This is a genomic window from Actinoplanes sp. TBRC 11911 (assembly GCF_012933445.1).
In the GTDB taxonomy this organism is placed as follows: Bacteria; Actinomycetota; Actinomycetes; order Mycobacteriales; family Micromonosporaceae; genus Actinoplanes.
Window position 1 is genome coordinate 202,691 of record NZ_JABBNC010000002.1, and the last position, 18,765, is coordinate 221,455.

An 18,765-nucleotide genomic window follows, 5' to 3' on the forward strand; every position below is an offset into this window, starting at 1 on the left:
GCGGCAGCCCTCAGTCCAAGGTGAAGTAGTCGGGGCCGGCGTAGTGGCCCGTGGTCAGCTTCGTGCGCTGCATCAGCAGGTCGTTGAGCAGCGAGGACGCGCCGAACCGGAACCAGGCCGGGTCGAGCCAGTCGTCGCCGACCGTCTCGTTGATCAGCACCAGGTACTTGATGGCGTCCTTCGTCGTCCGGATGCCGCCGGCCGGCTTGACACCCACCTGCCGCCCGGTCGCGGCGCGGAAGTCGCGCACCGCCTCCAGCATCACCAGCGTCACCGGCAGCGTGGCGGCGACCGGCACCTTCCCGGTGGAGGTCTTGATGAAGTCGGCCCCGGCGAGCATCGCCAGCCAGGAGGCGCGGCGGACGTTGTCGTAGGTGGAAAGCTCGCCGGTCTCCAGGATGACCTTGAGATGGGCGTCCCCGCAGGCACTCTTCACCGCGACGATCTCGTCGAAGACCTTCGGATAGTCGCCGGCCAGGAACGCGCCCCGGCTGATCACCATGTCGATCTCGTCGGCGCCGCCGGCCACCGCGTCGCGCGTGTCGGCGAGCTTGACCTCGAGCGGCGCCTGCCCGGACGGGAAGGCGGTGGCGACGCTGGCCAGGTGCACACCGCTGCCGGCCAGGACCTCGGCGGCGACCGGAACCATCGCCGGGTAGACGCAGACCGCGGCCACCGGCGGGCAGCTGGGGTCGGCCGGGTCGGGCCGCAGCGCCTTCGCCGACAGCGCACGCACCTTGCCCGGGGTGTCGGCGCCCTCGAGCGTGGTGAGGTCGACCATCCGGATGGCGAGGTCGATCGCCTGGGCCTTGGCGGTCGTCTTCACCGACCGGGTGCCGAGCGCCGCCGTCCTGGCCTCGACGCCGACCTTGTCGACCCCGGGCAGTCCGTGCAGGAATGTCCGGAGGCCGGCGGCGGAATCGGGCAGGCCGGACAGGCTGGGGGTCGCTGTCACAGTCATGAAAACGATTCTACGCAGCCCCGGAGCAGGTGATCTTGAATGCCCGGTAGGTTGTCGGCGTGGACGTACTCGTCGTAGATCACCCGCTCGCCCAGACCCGGCTCACCGCGATGCGGAACGCGGAGACCGATTCGAGCGTCTTCCGTGCCGCCCTGGACGAGCTGACGACCATGATCGTGTATGAGGCTGCCCGCTCGTTCCCCACCGAGCAGTACGAGATCAGCACCCCGGTGGCGCCCACCCAGGGCATCCGCCTGGCCAACCCGCCGCTGATCGTGCCGGTGCTGCGGGCCGGGCTGGGCATGGCCAACGCCGCGCTGGGGCTGCTGCCCGAGTCGTCGATGGGCTTCGTGGGCCTGGCCCGCGACGAGGAAACCTTCGAGCCTCGGGCGTACATGGAGTCGCTGCCCGGCGACCTCGCCGGCCAGGCGGTGCTGGTGCTCGACCCGATGCTGGCCACCGGCGGTTCGCTGATGCACTGCGTGCAGCTGCTGGTCGACCGTGGCTGCACCGACGTGACCGTCTGCTGCGTGCTGGCCGCGCCCGAGGGCATCGACCGGCTGGACCGGTCCGGGTTGCCGTTGCGCCTGGTCACCGCCGCCATCGACCAGGGCCTCAACGACAAGGCGTACATCGTGCCCGGCCTCGGCGACGCCGGCGACCGCCAGTTCGGCGGCATGCGGCGGTTCTGACCACGGACGAGTGGAGTTCATTTCCCGTTTACCGCCTCTGCTAGTTTCGGCCCCTTGCCGGTGCCTCCAGGCACCAAGGTCGATCCGGGAGGGCGTGGGGAATGGGCTCCGTGCTGAGCGTCGTCGTGCCGATCTACAACGTCGCTCCGTACCTGGAGGAATGTCTCGCCTCGGTCGCGGCGCAGTACCACCGGCACCTAGAAGTGATCATGGTGGACGACGGCTCGACGGATGACAGCGGTGCGATCGCTGCCGCGTTCGCCGAACGGGACCGGCGGTTCATCCTGGTCACCCAGGCGAACGCCGGGCTGGGCGCGGCCCGTAACACCGGGACCAGGCACGCGACCGGTGACTATCTGATGTTCGTGGACAGCGACGACGTCCTGCCCCCGTACGCGGCGGAGTTGTTGATCTCCTCGATCGAGGCCACCGGGTCGGATTTCGCCTGCGGCAACGTGCTGCGGCTGACCAGCCGGGGCCTGCATCAGTCCGGGCTGCACAAGACGCCGTTCGCCACGACCAGGCTCGGCACGCACGTGAGCCGGCACTCCTCGCTGATGGACGACCGCACCGCGTGGAACAAGGTGTTCCGGCGCTCCTTCTGGGACGCGCACGAGCTGGCCTTCCCCGAAGGGGTGCTCTACGAGGACATTCCGGTGACCGTCCCGGCGCACGTGCTGGCCAAGTCGGTGGATGTGCTGGACGTGCCGGTCTACTACTGGCGCGAGCGCGAGGGCGCGGAAAAGTCGATCACGCAGCGCCGCGGCGAGGTGCGTGGCTTCCTCGACCGTCTGGCCGGCGTCCGCGAGGTCAGCCGGTTCCTGGGCGAGCAACGCCAGCGTAAGCTCAAGCGGATCTACGACGGGTCCGTCCTCACCGGCGACCTGATGATCTTCATGCGCGAGCTGCCGCGAGCCGGCGACGACTTCCGGGAGGCGTTCCTCGACGGCTGCCACGAGTTCCTGGACACCGTCGACGCCAGGGTGTTCGACGAGTTGCCCGCCCAGCAGCGCGTGCTGTGGCAGCTGGTCCGCAAGCGGATGCTCGCCGAACTGCTGGAGATCGTTCCGACGATCCGGGCCCGGCACGGCATCGTCCGCAAGGGCCTGTCCCGCTACCACAACCTGATGTATCTCGACGACGACCTGCCGGAGCTGCCGAGGTCGCTGTTCGCCGCCGGCACCCCGCACCCGCGTACCAAGCTGCACGAGGCGTACTGGCGGCGTGGGAAGCTGCACCTGCGCGGCCACGCCTTCATCCCGTCGCAGCCGGCCACGCACGCCTGGTCGACCACCCGGCTGATCTGGCTCAAGAGCGACGCGGGCGATCGCACCAAGCGCATCCCGCTGACCGCGCGAAAGTGCACCGACGCCACCGCCGAGCACGGCACCGCGTCCGTGTCGTACGACTGGTCCGGCTTCGCGGCCGAGATCGCCGCCGATCAGCTCCGCGGCCCGGACGGCACGTGGCGGGACGAGGTGTGGACGGTCCACATCGGCGTGCTCGGTCTCGGTCAGAAGAGCCGCGGGCCGTTCGAGGTGGGCGAGCACGCGAATCCGATCAAGCTGACCAGCCTCTATGTCGACCGGGACGTTCGCATCACCCCGGTGGTCTCGGACGGCCGTCTCCGGCTGCACGTGGAGCATGTCGGCGCCCGGGTCACCGGCGGCGGCGTGGACGGCGACTCGCTGGAGATCCACGGTCAGGTCACCCGTGCCGACCCGCGGCCCGAGACGGCCCGGCTGTCGCGTACGTCGGGGGTGGTCTGGGGCAGTTATCCGGTGCACCTGGACGGCGACCGCTTCTCCTTCCGGGTGCCGCTGGCCGACCTGCAGGCCCACGAGTATCACCGGCCGCTGCTGGTCGGCGAGCCGGGCGATCGCTGGGACGTCGAGCTGGCCCCGGGCGACGAGCACGCCACGCCGGTCCGGCTGGCCGTGGCCGGCGACTTCGCCTGGTCGCCGATCTACCTCGGCGGGCGCATGATCGGCATGCACGCGGACGGCAAGGGCCACCCGGTGCTCAGCGCGCAGCCGCCGGTTCCGGCGGTCACGTCGGTGACCGCCGACGGGACAACCTTCCGGGTGTCCGGCACGCTGCCGCCCGGCGGCTGGGCGCGCATGCGGACCGTGCTGCGGCTGGCCAACGGCCGGGAGCCGCGGGAGTTCCCGACCACTGTCGACGGCGACACCTGGACGGCGGTCGTCGATCCGCTGTCGGTGGAGTCGTTCGGCGACCGGATCCGGCTGCGGACCGGGACGTACAACCTGTTGTGCCGGGACGGCGACGGTCCGATCGGGCCGTTGCCGGCGTTCGAGGGCGGCCTGGGCGCCCTGCCGATGGATCTGCCCGCCGACCCGGGACGCGTCACGCTGGAGTGGCTCTTCGACGACCGGGTGGTGCTGCGCGTGCGCTCGGCGCTGAAGAACAACGAGCGCGGCAAGTACTTCGGCGCCCGCAACCGCGAGGAGCTCTACCCCGCACTGCGGCGGGAGCCGCTGCGCGATGCCGTCCTGTACAACAGCTTCACCGGCCGCCAATACTCGGACAGCCCGCGCGCCGTGCATCGGGAACTGGTCGCCCGGGGCGTGCCGCTCGAGCACATCTGGGCGGTCGTCGACGGTCAGGCGGCGATCCCGCCGACCGCCCGGTCCGTGGGGCTGTGGCAGCGCGACTGGTACGAAGCGCTCGCCACCAGCCGTTACATCGTGACCAACCAGCACCTGCCGGCGTGGTTCCGGCCCCGCGACGGCCAGGTGGTGGTGCAGACCTGGCACGGCACCCCGCTCAAGCGCATCGGTTTCGACATCGAGAACCTTCAGTTCGCCGACAAGAAGTACTTCGAAAAACTCGAGGTCGAGGCCAAGACCTGGACGCATCTGGTGTCGCCGAACCGCTTCAGCACGCCGATCCTCCAGCGCGCGTTCCGCTACGAGGGACGGATGCTGGAGACCGGTTACCCGCGCAACGACATCCTGTTCGCCGGCGGCGACCGGCGCGAGGCCATCGTTGCCGACGTCCGCCGGCGCCTCGCGCTGCCGGCGGGCAAGAAGGTGATCCTGTACGCCCCGACCTGGCGCGACGACGACTACTACCGGGGCGGCGCCTACAAGATCGCGATGATGCTCGACCTGGAGGCGGCCCGCGAGCGCTTGGGAAGCGACCACGTGCTGCTGGTGCGCCGCCACCCCAACGTGGTCGACGACATCCCCGGTGCGGGCAACGGCTTCGTGTACGACGTCGGGGCCTACCCGGACATGGCCGACCTGCTGGCGATCGCCGACGTGCTGATCACCGACTACTCCTCGGTGATGTTCGACTTCGCCGTCACCGGCCGCCCGATGCTGTTCTTCACCTACGACCTGGCCCACTACCGGGACAAGCTGCGCGGCTTCTACTTCGACTTCGAGGCCGAGGCGCCCGGGCCGCTGCTGAGCACCTCGGATCAGGTGATCGACGCGATCGGCGACCTGGAGCCGGTGGCCGAGGCGTACGCGGACCGGTACAAGGCGTTCGCCGAGCGGGCCGGCGACCTCGACGACGGTCATGCCGCCGACCGGGTCATCGAGGCCATGCTGGAGGCGGGCACGAAAGGGACGACCGGTGCTGCGTAAAGAGAAGCCCGACGAGGAGCGGAAGCTGGCGGCGGACGACCGCAAGATCCTCACCGACATCCGCTGGGAGCTGCAGGAACAGCGTAAATACCTGGAGATCTTCCGGCACGCCGTGGCGAGCGACGTGCTGGACCAGGTCGGCGCGTTCACCCTCCAGCGGCAGTACACGTTCGAGAAGACGGTGGAACAGATCGTCAGCCGCCGGCTGAGCTTCGCCCGGTTCGGCGACGGTGAGCTGCGCACGATGCTGCGCTCCGAGTTCAACCTGAGGTTCCAGCCGTGGTCCGCCGATCTGGCCGCGGACCTGCGCGAGGTGCTGCTCTTCGACGGCTACGACGCGGACCGGTTGCTGCTGGGCTTCCCGTACCCGTACCGGAGTCTGCACTGGTCTGGGGTGTGGCTGGACATCTGGTCCGAGGTGCGTCCGCTGCTGCGCACCGACCTGATGTACGGCAACAGCCACCTGTCCCGGCCGATCTTCTTCCAGCAGTTGGGTCAGCGTGGCGTCGACATGTGGCGCACCGTCTGGCAGGACCGCGAGATCTGCATCGTCACCGGCGAGAACTCCCGCTTCACCCTGGTTCCGCAGCTGTTCGACAACGTCAAGGACAGCAAGGTCGTGCACTCGACTCCGGTCAACGCGTACGCCGATCTGCCGCGGCTCATGAAGGTGCTCGAGGATGAGGACCCGGAGCAGCTGTTCCTGTTGTCGCTCGGCCCCTCCGGCACGCTGGTGGCCGCCTGGCTCGCCCGGATGGGCCGCTGGGCCATCGACATCGGTCACATCAGCGACAGCTGGGCGAACGTCTTCTCGGGCGGCAAGTGGCCGGAGTCCCTCGCGGTGCGGCGAAAGTAGGCCGTCCACGAAAGTGTCCGGGCGCTGTCTGAATCCGGTCCGCGTCGTTGTAGACGGGGTGAAGACGCTCATCGCGGGTGGTGCCGGGTTCATCGGAAGCACGATCGCGTCGTGTCTGGTCGATGCGGGGCACGAACCGGTCATTCTGGACAATCTGGTGACCGGGCGGCGGGAGTTCTGCGCGGGTAAGCCCTTTTACGAAGGGGACATCGCCGATCGGACGGTGCTCGACCGGATCTTCGCCGAGCACCCGGACATCGCCGCGGTCGTCCACTGTGCGGCGCTCATCGTGGTGCCCGAGTCGGTCCGGCACCCGATTCACTACTACCGCGAGAACGTCGCGAAGACGCTGGAGTTCGTCGACCACCTGGTCGCCAACGGCGTCACCCGGCTGCTGTTCAGCTCGTCGGCCTCGATCTACCGCCCCAACGGCGATTTCACCGTCGACGAGGACTCGGCCATCGCCGGCATGAGCCCGTACGCCCGTACCAAGCAGATCGTCGAGGAGATGCTCGCGGACATCGCCGTGGCAACCCCGATGCGGGTGCTCTCGTTACGGTATTTCAACCCGATCGGCGCCGACCCCAAGATGCGCACCGGCCTGCAGGTCCCCTCGCCGAGCCATGCGCTGGGTAAGTTGATCGAGGCGCACCGTGCCGGCCGGCCCTTCCCGGTCACCGGCGTGGACTACCCCACCCGCGACGGCTCGGGCATCCGCGACTACGTGCACGTCTGGGACCTGGCCGACGCCCACCTGCGCGCGCTGGAGACCTTCGACACCGTGCTCGCCGGTGAGTCTCGCAGCACGGCCATCAATCTGGGCACCGGGACCGGCACCACCGTGCTGGAGTTCGTCGAGGCCTTCAATCGGGTGGCCGGCACCCCGGTCGCGGTCCTGCCGTCGCCGCGGCGGCCGGGCGACCAGGCCGGCGCCTATACCCGCAGCCACCGGGCGGCGCGGCTGCTGGGCTGGCGGGCGGAACACTCGGTGACCGACGGCATCCGCGACACCCTGGCCTGGTTCGAGCGGCGCGACGAGATCCTGCCCGATCTGGCCGGTCGGCGATGAGGTGAACCGTTGGGTACGAAACGCGGAGCGGCCGGGGGACGCCGAGCGTGAACCGGGCCACTATTGTTGCGAGCCATGAGCACCATTCCGCTCGCCGAGGAACTGCTCCTCCTCGCATATGACGACCAGACCGGCAAGGCGACCGGCTCCCGGATCGGGCTCGACCTCGGCATGTCCGCGGCCGTGCTGATCGATCTGGCACTGGCGGGGCGGATCGCCTACGTCGACGGCTACCTCAAGGTGGTCGATCCGAGCCCGATCGGTGACCCGATCGCGGACGCCGTGCTGGCTCGGGCGGCCGAGGACGAACCGCACACCCCGTCGCAGTGGCTGCAGCGCCTGCGTCACCGCCTGCGCACCCGCGTCCTGGAGGACCTGGTGTCCCGCGGTGTGGTCAGCGACGTGGACGAGACCCAGATGGGCGTCATCCACCTCCATCGCTATCCGACGACCGACCCGCAGTACGAGGCGGAGATCCGCCGCCGGCTCGCCGAGGCATTGATGACCGAGACGATCTGCGACGAGCGCACCGCCGCGCTCGCCACGCTGCTCTCGGCCTGCCGGATGGAACCGGCGCTGCGGCTGCCGTCCGACGAGTCGGCCCGCGCCCACCAGCGCATCGAGGAGATCGCGGCGGGCGCCGGGTTCTCCGGCAGCGCCAACCTCGAGGACTCGATCGTCCGGCCGAGCGTCGCGCTGGTGGTGGCCACCCTGGGCAAGGCCATCTCGGCCGCCCTGGGCGCCCCCAAACCGGCCTAGACCCCGAGCGCGGCCGCGACCTCGGTGCGGAGAGTGCGCAGCGAGGCGGCGGCGCGCTCGCGGGCCCCGCGCACGTCGCCCTGGCCGACCGGTTCTACCACTTCCAGGTACGCCTTGAGCTTGGGCTCGGTGCCGGACGGCCGGATCACCACGCGGGCCGCCGCGGTGCGGAACGTGAGCACGTCGTTGTCCGGTAACAGGTCATCGATCGCGGTCAGCGGCGCGCCGAGCAGCGTGGCCGGCGGCTCGCGACGGGCCCGGCCCATCGCCACCCCGATCTCGGCCAGGTCGTCCACCCGCACCGACAGCTGGTCGGTGGCGTGCACGCCGAACTCGGCCGCCAGCTCGTCCAGCCGGTCGGCGAGCGTGCGGCCCTCGGCCTTGAGCCCGGCGGCCATCTCGGCCACGTTCAGCGCGGCGGTGATGCCGTCCTTGTCGCGGACCAGGGCCGGCGCCACGCAGTAGCCGAGGGCCTCCTCGTAGCCGTACGCGAGATCCTCGGCGGCCCGCACGATCCACTTGAAGCCGGTGAGCGTCTCGGCGTAGGGCACGCCGCGGGCGGTGCACAAGCGGCCCAGCAGCTGTGACGAGACGATCGTCGTGGCGTACGTGCCGGGAACGCCCCGCCGGATGAGGTGGTCGGCGAGCAGGACGCCCAGCTCGTCGCCGCGCAACGGCCGCCACCCGCCATCCGAGGGGATCGCGACCGCGCACCGGTCCGCGTCCGGGTCGTTCGCCACCGCCAGGTCGGCACCGCCGAGGCCGGCCAGCGCGAGCAGGTGGTCCATCGCGCCCGGCTCCTCCGGGTTCGGGAACGCCACCGTCGGGAACTCCGGGTCGGGGGTGAACTGGTCGGCCACCACCGCGGGCTCGGCGAAGCCGGCGGCCACGAACGCGGCGGCCAGCGTCGAGCCACCGACACCGTGCATCGGCGTGTACGCCACCGCGAGGTCCCGCGGGCCGCCCTCGGTGAGCACGGCCGCGGCGCTTCGCACGTACCCCTGCGGGATCGCGTCGTCGAGCAGCTTGCCCGGCTCGCCCAGTGGCACGTCGGCGATCCGGCCGACCGCGCGGATGGCCGCCTCGATCCCGGCGTCCGCGGGCGGCACGATCTGCGCGCCGTCGCCGGCCGGGCCGCCCAGCGCGCGGCCGAGATAGACCTTGTACCCGTTGTCCTGCGGCGGGTTGTGGCTGGCCGTCACCATGACCCCGGCGACCGCGTCCAACGCCCGTACGGCGTACGCGAGCACCGGCGTGGGTAACGTGCCCGGCATGACCAGGGCCTCGCGGCCGGCCCCGGTGGCGACCCGGGCGGTCTGCTCGGCGAACGCCTTCGACCCGTGCCGCGCGTCGTAGCCGATGACCAGCGGGCCCGTCCCGCCGCGCGCGGCCAGCCAGGACACCAGGCCGGCGGCGGCGCGGGTGACCACCGCGAGGTTCATCCCGTTGGGCCCGGGGCGCAGCCGGCCGCGCAGCCCCGCGGTGCCGAAGGTGAGTGGTCCGGCGAACGAATCCCGCAGCTCGCCGGCCGTGCCGGGGAGTCCGTCGATCAGCGCGCGAAGCTCGGCCCTGCTGCGCGGATCGGGATCGTCGGCCAGCCAGGCCTCGGCCTCGGCCCGCAGCGCGGCGTCATCGTTGGTGGTCACTTGCGATTGATAGCACAGGGCCGGCGCGAGCTCGCGCCGGCCCTGCGTCGTCGTCACCCGAGCTTGTACGTCTCGACCATCTTGTCGTAGTACTTCTTGTTGGCCGCGAAGTTGACTTCCTCGGTGGTGAGGTAGAAGGAGTACATCTTCCCGTTCACCGTGGTCATCCGCCAGATGCCGTGGCGCTCACCGTCACCGGTGCCGCACTGGTACTGGAACTCGGCGCCCGCGTGGCCGGAGATGTCGACGTCCTTGGTGCCGAGGTGTTTGAACGGCTTCGGGCAGCTCGTACCGTTCTTCAGCCCGGTCGGTGCGGTCGTGTTGGCGAACTTGTCCGGCGAAATCGACCCCTTCTCGACCAGGACCCGCACCTTCGTGTCCTTGTCGTTCGGGTCGACGTAGTCGACGTAGGAGCCGCCCGCCGCCCGCGTCCAGCCCTTCGGCACCTGCACCGAAACGGTACTGTCGCCCTTGTACGCCTGGGTCTCGACGCCGGACTGGTCCGGTTGCGCGTTGCCGGCCGGCAGCGCGTCCGGCGGCGGTGTGTCGCCGCCGCCACCGCCCAGCGAGAAGACCAGGATCAGCACCAGCACCAGGGCGAGCGCGCCACCACCGGCGATCATCTGCTGCTTGCGCGACCAGCCCTTCACCGTGTCGGCGACCCGGCCCGCGGTGTCTCGGGCGCCGGTCATCGCCTTGTCCATCGTGGCCTTGCGCTTGGCGCCCGGGCTCATCACCACCGTGCCGGGCCGGCCGCTCTGCCACGCGTCGCGCGGCGGGATCACGCTGGTCGGGCCGGTGCCGCCGGGCATCTGCGCGGCCGGCATCATGCCGGTCGGCGCGACGGCGGCCTGCGGCTCGACGCGGCGCCGGCGTCCGGCCCCGCCCCCGGCGTTCTCCTGCTGCAGCTTCTGCAGGTGGTCGGTGAGCGAGTCGCCGGCCGCGAGCATGGCCCGGCCGCCGATCTGGCCGGACGGCGGCGGCGCGATCGGCTGCGTCTCGGCCGGAGCCGCGACGGGCGGACGCTGCGACGGGACCACCGAGTACGGGTCGGTCATCATGTTCGGCGGTGCCTGGCTGGCCAGCGGGCCGGCCAGTTGCTGGCGCAGGATGGTCCGGGCGGTGATCACGTCCATCCGGCGGTCCGGGTCCTTCTCCAGCAGACCCATCAGCACCGGCGTGAGCGACCCGGCCCGCACGGCCGGGGCCGGCGGGTCCTCGACCACCGCGTGCATGGTCTCGATCGGGTCGCCCTTGTCGAATGGGGGCCGGCCCTCGACCGCGGTGTAGAGCGTGACGCCCAGCGAGAACAGATCGCTGGGCGGCCCGAACTCGCTGCCCATGGCCCGCTCGGGCGAGATGAAATGCGGTGAGCCGAGCACCATGCCGGGCGTGGTCAGCTGCACGTCGGTGGGCATCCGCGCCACGCCGAAGTCGGTCAGCACGCACCGGCCGTCCGAACAGATGAGCACGTTCGCCGGTTTCACGTCGCGGTGCAGCACGCCGTGCGCGTGTGCCACCTCGAGCGCGCCGAGCAGCGCGATGCCGATCTTGGCGACCACGCGGCCCGAGATAGGTCCGTCCTCGATCACCATGTCGGCGAGCGAACGGGCGTCGAGCAGTTCCATCACGATCCACGGCCGGCCGTTCTCATGAACGACGTCGTAGACCTGCACCACGGCGGGGTGTTGCAGCGCGGCGGCGGCGCGGGCCTCGCGCATGGTCCGCTCGTACATCGCGTCGCGGTCGCTCGGCGCCAGGCCCGGCGGGAGCACGACCTCCTTGATCGCGACGTCGCGGCGCAGCAGCGTGTCCGCCGCTCGCCAGACCGTGCCCATGCCGCCGTGGCCGACCGCGGCGCGGAGTGTGTACCGCCCGCCGATGAGCGTGCCCGGAGCTGCGCGTCCGCTGGTGGGAGCCGTATTACCACCGCTCCACGTCGGAATCTGAGTCACTGAGGATGCCACCGAGGGGGTATAGGGGGCTTTCGACCAACCAGGCTATCTTGCCGGTTGCTCCCCATGATTTGAAAGTCGCGACGCCGGTGTTTACCAGAACTCGACCCTAGGTGAGCGGCGCATCGCATTCGGTGGCATTTTTCGGACGCTGAGTACGAAACCGGTAACTCGGTCCACCCTTTAGGATCGGGACGTGAACGCGGAGTCGGGTTTCGAGATCAAGCCGGTCTATCACAGCGAGGATGTCCCGCCCGACGTCCCGATCGGGGAGCCCGGCGAATTCCCGTACACGCGTGGTGTCTATTCGACGATGTACACCAAGCGGCCCTGGACGATGCGGCAGTACGCCGGTTTCGGCACCGCTGCCGAGTCCAACGCGCGCTATCACCAGCTGCTCGCGGCCGGCACGATGGGCTTGTCGGTCGCTTTCGACCTCCCCACCCAGATGGGGTACGACTCGGACGACCCGATCGCGCACGGCGAGGTCGGCAAGGTGGGCGTGGCGATCGACTCGATCGACGACATGCGGCGGCTCTTCCACGACATCCCACTGGACCAGGTGTCCACCTCGATGACGATCAACGCGCCCGGTTCCGTCCTGCTGCTGCTCTACCAGCTCGTCGCCGAGGAGCAGGGGGTGCCGGGCAGCGCGCTGCAGGGCACCATCCAGAACGACATCCTGAAGGAGTACATCGCCCGCGGGACGTACATCTTCCCGCCGAAGCCGTCGCTGCGGCTGGTGGCGGACACGTTCGCCTACTGCCGGGCCGAGATCCCGAAGTGGAACACGATCTCCATCTCCGGCTACCACATGGCCGAGGCCGGTGCCTCGCCCGCGCAGGAGATCGCGTTCACCCTGGCCAACGGCATCGAGTACGTCCGTGCCGCGCTCGCCGCCGGCCTGGCCGTGGACGACTTCGCACCGCGGCTGAGCTTCTTCTTCGTGGCGCGTACGACACTGCTCGAGGAGATCGCCAAGTTCCGCGCCGCCCGCCGGATGTGGGCCCGGATCATGCGCGAGGAGTTCGGCGCGACCAACCCCAAGTCGCTCATGCTGCGGTTCCACACCCAGACCGCGGGCGTGCAGCTCACCGCCCAGCAGCCCGAGGTCAATCTGGTACGCGTCGCGATCCAGGCCCTGGGCGCGGTGGCCGGCGGCACGCAGTCGCTGCACACGAACGCCTACGACGAGGCGATCGCACTGCCGACCGAGAAGTCGGCCCGGCTCGCGCTGCGCACCCAGCAGGTCCTCGCCTACGAGAGCGGCCTCACCGGCACGGTCGACCCGTTCGCCGGCTCGTACGCGATCGAGGCCCTGACCGACGAGGTCGAGCGGCAGGCCACGGCGCTGATCGAGCGGGTCTTCGAGTACGGCTCCGCGGTCGACGCGATCGAGGCGGGCTTCCAGAAGCAGGAGATCGAGACCTCGGCGTACCGGATCGCGAACGAGATCGACGACGGCGAGCGGGTCGTGGTCGGTGTGAATCGCTTCACGGTCGACGAGGAGGAGCACTACGAGCCGCTGCGCGTGGACCCGGCTATCGAGGCCGCTCAGCGCGCTCGTCTGGCCGATTTACGGGCGAATCGGTCGGCCGCCGCGGTCGAGTCGGCACTGGCTGATCTCGCGAAGGCCGCCGAAGGAAGCGCGAACGTCCTACCGTTGATGAAAGAGGCGTTGCGACTGCGCGCGACCGTGGGCGAGGTATGCCACACGTTGCGCGGCGTATGGGGCGTGTACCACCCCGTCGAACACTTCTGAAACCGTTTTGAAACGGACTCGTGGTGTGCTGGAAGTGCGGTTGATCGGTCGATCCTGAAACCGCGTCACCTCCACGATTCGTTACCCGTTGTAGGAGGTGAGAGGCGCGATGCTCAGCAGGGACGACACCCCGAGCAACCCTCTCCCCACGCCGAGCCGCTCTAATCAGGGCATTCGTCACCCTGCGCAATCCGACGGGTACGGGAATGGCGTTGCACAGCGTCACCAAAAACGGTCTAAGCTGTCGCGCGTCGCGGAAACCCGACAAAGAAACATCTCTGCCCAAGAACTGGAAGCCGACGTGACTACTGCTCTGACGGAGCCCGAAGGGGCCCAGACGGAGTGGCCCGGGCCGCTGCCCGGCGCCGAACCCCTGCCCGGCCAGCTCGACCGCTGGCTCGCCTCCCGAGGCGCGGAGCTGGTAGCGATTCGGCGGCATATTCACGCGCATCCGGAACGCTCGAACCATGAGTTCGAGACCGCCGCACTGGTCGCCCGCGAGCTCGCGGTCGCCGGCCTCACGCCGCAGATGCTGCCCAAGGGCAACGGTCTGATCTGCGACATCGGCGAGGGGGACCGGGTGATCGCCTTCCGCGCCGACCTCGACGCCCTGCCGCTGGCCGACCTCAAGGACGTGCCGTACCGCTCGACGGTGGAGAACGTGGCGCACGCCTGCGGCCACGACGTGCACACCACGATCATGCTCGGCCTCGGTCTCGCGCTGGCCCAGCTCGCCGAGCGCGGTGAGCTGCCCGGCCGGGTCCGGCTGATCTTCCAGCCCGCCGAGGAGACGTTCCCGTCCGGCGCGCCCCAGGTGGTCGCGTCCGGTGCGCTGAAGGACGTCGCCGCGATCTTCGCGCTGCACTGCTACCCGCAGCTGCCGGCCGGCCTGGTCGGGGTCCGGTCCGGACCGTTCACCGCGGCCGCCGACACGGTCGAGGTCAAGCTGACCGGCCCGGGCGGCCACACCGCCCGCCCGCACCTGACCGCCGACCTGGTGAACGCGCTGGCGCGGGTCATCGTCGACGTGCCCGCGCTGCTCGACCGGCGGATCGACCCGCGCGCCGGCGTCTCCATGGTGTGGGGCTCGGTGCACGCGGGGCAGGCGTTCAACGCCATCCCCGGCGAGGGCGAGGCCCGGGGCACGGTCCGGATCCTCAACCGGGAGGCCTGGCGGCAGGCGCCCGAGCTGGTCACCCAGCTGATCAAGGACGTGGTCGCGCCGACCGGCGCCCAGGTCGAGGTGGGCTACGCCCGCGGCGTGCCGCCGGTGATCAACGACCGGATGGCGTCCGCGGTGGTCGCCGCCGCCGCCGGTGCCGCGCTCGGCTCCGACCGGGTGGTCGAGGCCGAGATCAGCATGGGCGGCGAGGACTTCGCGTTCTACCTCGACCACGTGCCCGGCGCGATGATCCGGCTCGGCACCGCCACGCCGGGCTCGGACGAGAAGCGTGACCTGCACCAGGGCGACTTCGACGTGGACGAGAACTGCATCGGCTACGGCCTGCGCGTCATGGTGCACACCGCGCTGGCCGCGCTGTCGACCGCGGCGTTCTAGCCCTGATCCGGCCCGTCCGCCTTCTGAACGGTGGCCGGCGGGCCGGCCGGGACCAATGCCGGCTTTCCCGGCCGGGCCCGGCGGATCAGCCACCACACGAGCAACGCCGGCACCCCGATCGCGAGCACCCACGGCAGCACGGCGCCCAGCACGGTCAGCACCACCGCCAGCGAGCTGACCAGCGCCTTCCATCCGCCGGCGAGCCCGCCCAGGAAACCCGCCGGTCCGTCGTCCGCCTTGAGCACGGCGGCCTGCGGCCCGAGCAGCGTCACCGTGATCGTGGACAGCGCCGTCAGGTCGGCCAGGTGGCGCTTCTTGGCCTGCAGCGACGCCAGATCCGACTCGCGGGTCGCCACCTCTTTCTCCAGCATCACCAGGTCGTTCAGCGACTTCGCCTGGGCCAGCAGCCGGCGCCCGCTGTCCACCCGGGCCTGCTGCACCGTGATCCGGGCGTCCAGGTCGACGGTCTGCTCGGTGACGTCCTCGGTGCTGATCTGGCGCTGCTCCTCGGTGCCGCTGAGCTGCTTGGCCAGCTGGTCGACGAAGGCGGTGAACTTGGCGGCCGGCACCCGCAGCTCCATGGTCGCGGTGTCCGCGCCGCTGCCGCCGCTGCTGCGGTTGTCCCCGCCGACGTAGCCGCCGGCCGTCTGGACGATCCCGCTGGTCTGGCTCGCCGCGGCGTTGACGTCCTGCACGCGTACCGAAAGGGAGCCGCGATAGATGATGGAGCGCTGGTCGACGCTGAGATCCGGCGCCTGCGCCGGGGTGTCCTTGCCCTCGGCGGCACCCTGCGCCGTATCGACGCCGGCGGCCGGCGCCTCCGGCATGGCGTTCGAGACACCGGCCCCGGAGGAGGCGGCCTGATCGGTCTGGCCGTTGCCGGTGCAACCGCCGACGAGCAATCCCACGATCAGAGCGGTACTCACTAATAGGATTCGGTGTGCACGCATGGTTTCTCCCATCCCCGTGAAGGCGTGCCGGTGGGACGTGCGCCGGAACCGGATCGGTTCCGGCCGAACGTGGGAGAAGTGGTCACGAATTGGCAGCGGAGGGGTCCCGTGCAGATCACGAAGTTCTCGCATTCCTGTGTACGCGTCGAGGGAGCCGGCGTGCTCGTCCTCGATCCCGGCGTGTGGAGCGAACAGTCCGCACTGGACGGAGCGGACGCCGTACTGATCACCCACCAGCACGCCGACCACGTGAACGTGGACGCGGTCACCGAGGCGGCCGCCCGGCAGCCCGGCCTGCGGGTCTACGCGCACGCCGACGTCCTGGCGACGCTGCCCGCGATCGGCAGCGCCGGCACGGCGATCGATCCCGGCCAGGAACTGGAGGTGGCCGGCTACCGGGTACGCACCTCGGGCGGCGAGCACGCGGTGATCCATCCGGACATCCCGGTCATCCCGAACGTGGCAGTGCTGGTCAGCGACGACTCCGGTAACTTCTTCCATCCCGGTGACTCGTTCACCGTTCCGGAGGACACCGAGGTGGACACGCTCTTCGTTCCGTTGAACGCTCCGTGGATGAAGGTGTCCGAAGCGATCGACTTCGTCCGGGCGATCCACCCCCGCCGCGCCTACGCCCTGCACGACGGGCTGCTCAACGACACCGGCGCGGGCCTGTACGGCTCGTTGCTGGAGCGTCTCGGCGGCACGACGTACAAGCGGCTCGCGCCCGGCACCACGATCGACTGACCGTGCCCAGCGCGACCGACCAGATCATCCAGCGGCTGTACGAGGCGCCGCCGGACGGCTTCGTCGCGGCCCGCACCGCCGCGATCGACGACGCCCGCAAGTCCGGCGACAAGGCCACCGCGAAACGGCTCGCCGCGCTCAAGAAGCCCACGGTGGCCGCCTGGGTCGTCAATCTGCTGGCACTGCGCCGGCCCGAGATGATCGACCAGCTCGTCGAGCTCTCCGCGTCGCTGCGCCAGGCTCAGCGCGGTCTGCAGGGCTCCGCGCTGCGCGAGCTCACCGCGCAGCGCCGCCAGGTGGTGTCCGCCCTGGTCGCGGCCGCCCGCGAGCTGGCCCAGGCGGAGGAGCCGGCGACCAAGCTGCCGCTGGGCGAGGTGGAGGCGACGCTGACCGCGGCCCTGGCCGAACCGGACATCGCCGCGCAGGTGCGCACCGGCCGGCTGATCCGGGCCGCGAACTACGCCGGTTTCGGTGAGGTGCCGAAGCCCCGGTTGCGGCTGGTGACGGATGAGGCCGCCGAGGAGGCCGAGGTCGTCGCTTTCCCCCAGCAGCCAGCCCGGGAACCGGCCGCCGCCGACCGCCGCCGCCGGGAACGGGAGAAGCGCGAGCGTGAACTGCGCCGGGAGCTGAGTGCCGCGCAGTCCGCCGAACGCCGCGCCGACGAGCAGCTGGAACGCGCCGAGACCGCCGAGCGCGACGCCGGGCACCTGGTCGAGGACCTCGACAACGAGCTCGCCGAGCTGGAGCGCCGCCGCACCGAGGCACAGGCCGACGTGGCCCGCCGCAAGCAGGCGCGGCGCACGGCGGAACGGGAGGCCGCGGCGGCCCGGCGCCGGGTCGGCGATGTCCAGGCCGCGCTCGAGGACCTCGAGCCCGCGGACGAGTCGGATTGACCGGAATAGTCTTCCTCCTCGGGAAGAAAATTTTCCAGAACCCGTCTGCGGGAGCAGAATCGGCGCGTGACCCCCGAACAGGCTGCCGCCAACGCCAGGACGGGACTCGCCACGATCATTGGTGCCTTCGCCGAGTCGCCGCAGACGTTGCGCCGTGCGCGCCTGCTCGGGCTCTCCGGCTGGGCGTACCACGTGTCGGCGCGGGCCGGAGCCCTGGGCGATGTCCGCCCCGAGACGGTGGCCGCGGCCATCGGTTTCATCGCGCCGGAGGCCGTTGTGGACGGCTGGGAGGCGACCGCCAAGAGCTCCGCACCCATGGAGGTCGCCACCTGGCACCTGCATGAGCTCTGCACGTGGGGGGCCGACCAGATCGGCGGCTTCCCCCGGCTCACCCGGCTGCTCGAGCTGGCCCGCCGGGTCGTGGACGCGGTCGACTGCGCCGGGCTGCCGTTGTTTGCCGCGTGGCGGGCCATGCCGGTGCCCGACCAGGCGCCCGGCGCGCAGGCCGCGGTGCTGCTGCACCTGCTGCACGAGCAGCGGCTCGGCGTGCACGTGGTCGCGGTCCGGGCCAGCGGGCTGTCCCCGCTGCAGGCGATCATCGCGGGTCCGGAGGGGGAGACCGGCGCTGTCGCATTCGGCTGGCAGCCGCCCTACCCGGCGGCCGGCCCGATCGTCCGGCGGCTCATGTGGGCCGACTCGGTGGCCGACGCGCTGGCCGGGCAGGCGTACGGGACGCTGGACACGGCCGAGCGGGTGGAGCTGGCCGGGCTGCTGGAGTCGCTGACCCACCGGCTCACCCGGTGACCCGTCAGACCTCCGGCGAGGACGTACGCGTCGGGCGGTGACGAAGGTCGTCGACGTAGTCGTCCGGGGCGCCCGCCTTCTCCGCGGCGTTCGCGATCTCGGACAGATACCACGCCGTGGGCAGCCCACCCTCGTAGCCGTCGTAGACGTACACCCACGCGCTGAACTCGCCCTCGAGGGTCAGCACACGCACGGTGAGCTTCTGATACGCGCCCGCGGACACGCCCTCGACCTCGTCGAGCTGGGCGGCGTCCCACGGGTGCACGTCGTACAGCGAGACGAACACCCGGTCACCGGGCGACTCGACGATCGTGGTGACCGCCCCCTCCCAGCCCATCTCGGCGTCACCGGCGAAGGTCAGGCGCCAGCCTTCTATCCAGCCCACCCCCACCATCGGGGAGTGCGGGCAGTAGGCCCGCATGCGGGCCGGGTCGAGGTTTGAGCCGTACGCGGCGTAATGACGCACGGCGATGACGATAGCCGGATAACGCGGTGGTGGAGA

General features: G+C 70.7%; 15 protein-coding genes. 10 read left to right on the forward strand and 5 right to left on the reverse strand.

What is annotated here, in order from left to right:
- Positions 1-10: 10 nt before the first annotated feature.
- Positions 11-961 (reverse strand): deoxyribose-phosphate aldolase, encoded by a 951-nt coding sequence (gene deoC, locus HH310_RS03985; RefSeq protein ID WP_169173997.1) that lies wholly within the window; start codon positions 959-961, stop codon positions 11-13.
- Between the two features lie 59 nt (positions 962-1,020).
- Here deoC and upp point away from each other — a divergent pair, with 59 nt between their 5' ends.
- From upp to HH310_RS04010, 5 genes are all read left to right on the forward strand, one after another.
- A complete protein-coding gene (gene upp, locus HH310_RS03990; RefSeq protein WP_169173998.1) occupies positions 1,021-1,653 on the forward strand; it encodes a uracil phosphoribosyltransferase in 633 nt (210 codons plus the stop codon).
- Positions 1,654-1,754: 101 nt separating this feature from the next.
- Positions 1,755-5,267, forward strand: a complete 3,513-nt coding sequence (locus HH310_RS03995) for a CDP-glycerol:glycerophosphate glycerophosphotransferase (RefSeq protein WP_169173999.1) — start codon at positions 1,755-1,757, stop codon at positions 5,265-5,267.
- Positions 5,257-6,123, forward strand: coding sequence for a GT-D fold domain-containing glycosyltransferase (locus HH310_RS43550; RefSeq protein WP_169174000.1), 867 nt, complete (start codon positions 5,257-5,259; stop codon positions 6,121-6,123). Before HH310_RS03995 ends, HH310_RS43550 begins: the two co-directional genes overlap by 11 nt.
- Before the next feature lie 58 nt (positions 6,124-6,181).
- Positions 6,182-7,192 (forward strand): UDP-glucose 4-epimerase GalE, encoded by a 1,011-nt coding sequence (gene galE, locus HH310_RS04005; protein ID WP_169174001.1) that lies wholly within the window; start codon positions 6,182-6,184, stop codon positions 7,190-7,192.
- 75 nt (positions 7,193-7,267) lie between these two features.
- On the forward strand, positions 7,268-7,951 hold the full coding sequence (locus tag HH310_RS04010) for a GPP34 family phosphoprotein (RefSeq protein ID WP_169174002.1): 684 nt from the start codon (positions 7,268-7,270) through the stop codon (positions 7,949-7,951).
- Here HH310_RS04010 and HH310_RS04015 read toward each other — a convergent pair.
- Together HH310_RS04015 and HH310_RS04020 are read right to left on the reverse strand one after the other, a co-directional pair.
- Entirely contained in the window at positions 7,948-9,597 is a 1,650-nt protein-coding gene (locus HH310_RS04015) for a phospho-sugar mutase (RefSeq protein ID WP_312033816.1), read from the reverse strand. The genes HH310_RS04010 and HH310_RS04015 overlap by 4 nt on opposite strands.
- A 53-nt stretch (positions 9,598-9,650) precedes the next feature.
- Positions 9,651-11,552 (reverse strand): serine/threonine-protein kinase, encoded by a 1,902-nt coding sequence (locus HH310_RS04020; protein WP_169174004.1) that lies wholly within the window; start codon positions 11,550-11,552, stop codon positions 9,651-9,653.
- 196 nt (positions 11,553-11,748) lie between these two features.
- On the opposite strand from HH310_RS04020, the gene HH310_RS04025 reads away from it, so the two are divergent.
- Both HH310_RS04025 and HH310_RS04030 read left to right on the forward strand, forming a co-directional pair.
- Positions 11,749-13,314, forward strand: coding sequence for a methylmalonyl-CoA mutase (locus tag HH310_RS04025; protein WP_169174005.1), 1,566 nt, complete (start codon positions 11,749-11,751; stop codon positions 13,312-13,314).
- A gap of 301 nt (positions 13,315-13,615) precedes the next feature.
- On the forward strand, positions 13,616-14,872 hold the full coding sequence (locus HH310_RS04030) for an amidohydrolase (protein WP_169174006.1): 1,257 nt from the start codon (positions 13,616-13,618) through the stop codon (positions 14,870-14,872).
- Here HH310_RS04030 and HH310_RS04035 read toward each other — a convergent pair.
- Positions 14,869-15,798, reverse strand: a complete 930-nt coding sequence (locus HH310_RS04035) for a DUF4349 domain-containing protein (protein WP_312033817.1) — start codon at positions 15,796-15,798, stop codon at positions 14,869-14,871. The genes HH310_RS04030 and HH310_RS04035 overlap by 4 nt on opposite strands.
- Positions 15,799-15,930: 132 nt before the next feature.
- Between HH310_RS04035 and HH310_RS04040 the strand changes: the two genes are divergently transcribed.
- From HH310_RS04040 to HH310_RS04050, 3 genes are all read left to right on the forward strand, one after another.
- Entirely contained in the window at positions 15,931-16,566 is a 636-nt protein-coding gene (locus HH310_RS04040) for an MBL fold metallo-hydrolase (RefSeq protein ID WP_169174008.1), read from the forward strand.
- A gap of 2 nt (positions 16,567-16,568) precedes the next feature.
- A complete protein-coding gene (locus HH310_RS04045) occupies positions 16,569-17,459 on the forward strand; it encodes a hypothetical protein (RefSeq protein ID WP_169174009.1) in 891 nt (296 codons plus the stop codon).
- A gap of 66 nt (positions 17,460-17,525) precedes the next feature.
- Entirely contained in the window at positions 17,526-18,263 is a 738-nt protein-coding gene (locus tag HH310_RS04050) for an SCO6745 family protein (protein WP_169174010.1), read from the forward strand.
- 4 nt (positions 18,264-18,267) lie between these two features.
- Here the strand turns inward: HH310_RS04050 and HH310_RS04055 are convergent, their stop codons facing one another.
- Positions 18,268-18,729, reverse strand: a complete 462-nt coding sequence (locus tag HH310_RS04055; RefSeq protein WP_169174011.1) for a gamma-glutamylcyclotransferase — start codon at positions 18,727-18,729, stop codon at positions 18,268-18,270.
- Positions 18,730-18,765 lie beyond the last annotated feature (36 nt).

Bases quoted from the DNA above. Each gene is read 5' to 3' on its own strand.
- deoC (WP_169173997.1), bottom strand. From the start codon at position 961: ATGACTGTGACAGCGACCCCCAGCCTGTCCGGCCTGCCCGATTCCGCC.
- HH310_RS03995 (WP_169173999.1), top strand. From the start codon at position 1,755: ATGGGCTCCGTGCTGAGCGTCGTCGTGCCGATCTACAACGTCGCTCCG.
- HH310_RS04010 (WP_169174002.1), top strand. From the start codon at position 7,268: ATGAGCACCATTCCGCTCGCCGAGGAACTGCTCCTCCTCGCATATGAC.